Raw genomic sequence first — 3,436 nt, forward strand, 5'->3', positions numbered from 1 at the left:
GCATGTGGCGGGTCGAAGATGAGCTCGACTGATCCGGTCGCGCTCCGCTCCGCGAAGCGCGTGGTCGTGAAGGTCGGCTCCTCCTCGATTTCCGGGGAGAACGCCGGGCGGATCCCGGGGCTCGTTGAGAGCCTGGCCGAGCTCTACGCCGCGGGCGTCGAGGTCGTGCTCGTGTCGAGCGGCGCGATCTCGACGGGGATTCCCTATCTGGCCCTCGAGGCCCGCCCCGATGACCTGCCCACGCAGCAGGCGGCGGCGGCCGTCGGCCAGAATATCCTGGTCAACCGCTATCAGCGCTCGCTGAGTGAGCATCAGATCATCGCCGGGCAGGTGCTCTTGACCGCGCACGATCTCGAGAACCCGACCCCGCGCAGTAACGCGAAGCGGGCCCTCGAACGGCTGCTCGGGCTTCGGATCCTGCCCATCGTCAACGAGAACGACACCGTGGCCACCCACGAGATCCGCTTCGGCGATAACGATCGGCTCGCGGCGCTCGTCGCCCGCCTCATTGGCGCGGACCGCCTCGTGCTGCTCTCGGACATCGACGCGCTCTACACCCGGCCCCCGAACGAGGCCGGCGCGGAGCGGATCGAGACCGTGGCCTTCGGCGATGAGCTCGCCGGGGTCCGGATCGGCGAGGCCGTCTCCGGCTGGGGCACCGGCGGTGCCCTCACCAAGGTCGCGGCGGCGCGGCTGGCCACCGAGGCGGGCACGGGCGTCATCCTCACCGAGACGACGCTGCTGCCGCGGCTGATCGCGGGGGAGCGGCTCGGCACCTGGTTCGAGCCCCGTCCCGCCGACTGAGCGGACCCGCTATCCTGGGGGCATGACCCCCGAGAACACCGCCGTTGCTCCCGTGCCTGCCGCTCCCGCTGCTCCCGCCGCGGACGCCCTGCAGGCCAAGCTGCTTGCCGCCCGGGACGCCGCTCGCGGCCTGGCCACGCTGACGACCGCGCAGAAGAACGCCGGGCTTGAGGCCATCGCCGCCGCGCTGGAGGGGGCCGCGAGCGCCGTTCGTGACGAGAACGCCCGCGACCTGGCAGCGGGGCGCGAAAACGGCCTGACCGAGGGCATCCTGGACCGGCTCCTGCTGACCGAGGAGCGCCTGGGCGACCTCGCCGCGGCCGTGCGCGAGATTATCGCCCTGCCGGATCCCGTCGGCACGGTGCTCCGCGGCAACGCCCTCCCGAACGGCCTGCTGCTCAGCCAGGTACGCGTCCCCTTCGGCGTGGTGGGCGCGATCTACGAGGCCCGCCCGAACGTCACCGTGGACATCGCCGCGCTCGCCCTGAAGAGCGGCAACGGCGTCGTGCTCCGCGGGGGCACGGCCGCCCAGCACAGCAACGCGGCCCTGGTCGCGCTCATCCGCGGCGCGCTGGAGAGCGCCGGGATCAGCGGGGAGTGCGTGCAAACGATCGATGAGTTTGGCCGCGACGGAGCGAACCGGCTGATGCGGGCGCGCGGCTTCGTCGACGTGCTCATCCCGCGGGGCAGCGCCGAGCTGATCCGCACGGTCGTCGAGCACGCCACGGTGCCCGTCATCGAGACCGGCGCGGGGATGGTGCACATCTTCCTCGACGCGACGGCGGAACCCCAGATGGCGCTCGACATCGTCCGGAACGCGAAGACGCAGCGCGTGGGCGTGTGCAACGCGGTCGAGACGCTCCTCGTGCACGAGGACGCGGCCGAGGCCCTGCTGCCGATGCTCGCGAGCATGCTCCTCGCCGAGGGCGTGGCCCTGCGCGGCTGCGAGCGGGCCCGGCAGCTCGTGCCGGAGATGGCCGCCGCCGACGAGGCCGAGTGGACGAACGAGCACCTCGCCCTGGAGCTAGGGGTTCGGGTGGTGCCCTCCCTCGACGCTGCCGTGGCGCACATTGACGCCTACTCGACCCGGCACACCGAGGCGATCATCACCCGGGACTACGCGAACGCGGAGCGCTTCGTCGCCGCCGTGGACTCGGCCACCGTGATCGTGAACGCCTCCACCCGATTTACCGACGGCGGCGAGTTCGGCTTCGGCGCCGAGGTCGGCATTTCGACCCAGAAACTGCACGCGCGCGGCCCGATGGGCCTGCCGGAGCTCACCAGCACAAAGTGGATCGTGCGTGGTTCTGGGCAGGTTCGGCCCTGACTTCGGCTAAGCTGGCCTGGATACCCCTGTTTTTCTAGGAATGGTGAATGTGATGTCGTTGTCTGCAATCGTGTCGACCGAGGGCGCCCACGTGGTGAACGAGCTCTTCATGCCCGCACCGCTGTTCGGCGCGCTGGCGCTGTCCATCTTCGCCGTGCTCGGCATTATCACCTGGAGCTTCCGCGACGTGGCCAACCGCCACGCGGAGAAGGCTGAGGCCTACGCTCGCGAGCACGGTGGTCAGCAGCACTAGGTCGGGAATCGAGGCCGGTCGCCGCCCGCGAATTGGGGTGATGGGCGGAACCTTCGATCCCATCCACCACGGTCACCTCGTCGCAGCAAGCGAAGTCGCTCACGACTACCAGCTCGACGAGGTGATTTTCGTGCCCACGGGTGAACCGTGGCAGAAGAGCAATGTGACCCTCGCGGAGCACCGTTACCTGATGACGGTGATTGCGACGGCCTCGAACCCCGACTTCACCGTGAGCCGCGTCGACATCGACCGCGTTGGCCCGACCTACACGGTCGACACCCTGCGCGATATTCGCAAGGAGCGGCCCGACGCTGATCTGTTCTTTATCAGCGGAATGGACGCGATCGCGCAGATCGTGGACTGGAAAGACGTTGAGAAGCTCTGGGACCTCGCGCATTTTGTTGCTGTGAGCAGGCCCGGACACGAATTGTCTATTTCAGGATTGTCAACCGACAACGTAAGCTTGTTGGAAGTGCCCGCTCTCGCAATATCTTCGACGGACTGTCGAAACCGAGTGGGTCGTGGGTTTCCGGTGTGGTACCTGGTACCGGATGGAGTTGTCCAGTACATTGCGAAACACCATCTGTATCGGAGTGAACAATGAGCGAAGAGCAAGATCGGCCGCTGACGCGGCGCGAGCTGCGTGAGCGCGAGCGCCTGCAGTCCGCGAATTCCGACGACGCCGCAGGGGGCGCTCCGGACGAGCAGAGCATCGTCGAGGAGCCGCCGCCCGCGCGACTCCCGGAACCCCCAACCGGCGCGATTCCGCTGATCGGCCCGGACGGCAAGCCCCGTTCCCGGCGCGAGATGCGCGAGCTGTGGGCGGCGGAGCAGGAGCGGCTTGAGGCCGACTCCGGCGGAGCCCCCGTGGCGGACGAGGTGACCGAGACGGAGCTGGACAGCGCCGAGGAGGCGGCCGCGCAGGCCGCCGAGCGAGCGTTGAGCGACTCGCACCTCCTGGACACCCAGGCCATGTCTCTCGACGAGCTGGCGGGCGCGGAGCGCGCCGCCGAGGACGAGCCGTCCGCGCCCGACGCGCCGCGCGAGCACGC

Annotated in this window: 4 protein-coding genes and 1 pseudogene; all 5 read left to right on the forward strand. The window is 69.2% G+C overall.

Features of this window, described 5'->3' with window-relative positions:
• The first annotated feature begins 18 nt into the window (after positions 1 to 18).
• Positions 19 to 804 carry a glutamate 5-kinase gene (gene proB, locus OOT08_RS15585; RefSeq protein ID WP_325093759.1) on the forward strand — a complete coding sequence of 262 codons (786 nt, stop codon included), beginning with the start codon at positions 19 to 21 and terminating at the stop codon, positions 802 to 804.
• Between the two features lie 22 nt (positions 805 to 826).
• Positions 827 to 2,131: a glutamate-5-semialdehyde dehydrogenase gene (locus OOT08_RS15590; protein ID WP_325093760.1), complete on the forward strand. Its 1,305-nt coding sequence runs from the start codon at positions 827 to 829 to the stop codon at positions 2,129 to 2,131.
• A 52-nt stretch (positions 2,132 to 2,183) separates the two neighbouring features.
• Positions 2,184 to 2,384, forward strand: a complete 201-nt coding sequence (locus OOT08_RS15595; RefSeq protein ID WP_325093761.1) for a hypothetical protein — start codon at positions 2,184 to 2,186, stop codon at positions 2,382 to 2,384.
• Positions 2,385 to 2,391: 7 nt separating this feature from the next.
• Positions 2,392 to 2,988 carry a nicotinate-nucleotide adenylyltransferase gene (gene nadD / locus OOT08_RS15600; RefSeq protein ID WP_325094010.1) on the forward strand — a complete coding sequence of 199 codons (597 nt, stop codon included), beginning with the start codon at positions 2,392 to 2,394 and terminating at the stop codon, positions 2,986 to 2,988.
• A pseudogene (locus OOT08_RS15605) lies at positions 2,985 to 3,436 on the forward strand (hypothetical protein); the annotation flags it as partial. The gene nadD and the pseudogene OOT08_RS15605, both read left to right, overlap by 4 nt.

Origin of the sequence: Leucobacter sp. M11 (genome assembly GCF_035726885.1) — a bacterium.
GTDB lineage: Bacteria > Actinomycetota > Actinomycetes > Actinomycetales > Microbacteriaceae > JAPFRB01.

Coding starts and splice junctions, on each gene's coding strand:
- OOT08_RS15590 (WP_325093760.1), top strand. CDS start 827: ATGACCCCCGAGAACACCGCCGTTGCTCCCGTGCCTGCCGCTCCCGCT.
- OOT08_RS15595 (WP_325093761.1), top strand. CDS start 2,184: ATGTCGTTGTCTGCAATCGTGTCGACCGAGGGCGCCCACGTGGTGAAC.
- proB (WP_325093759.1), top strand. CDS start 19: ATGAGCTCGACTGATCCGGTCGCGCTCCGCTCCGCGAAGCGCGTGGTC.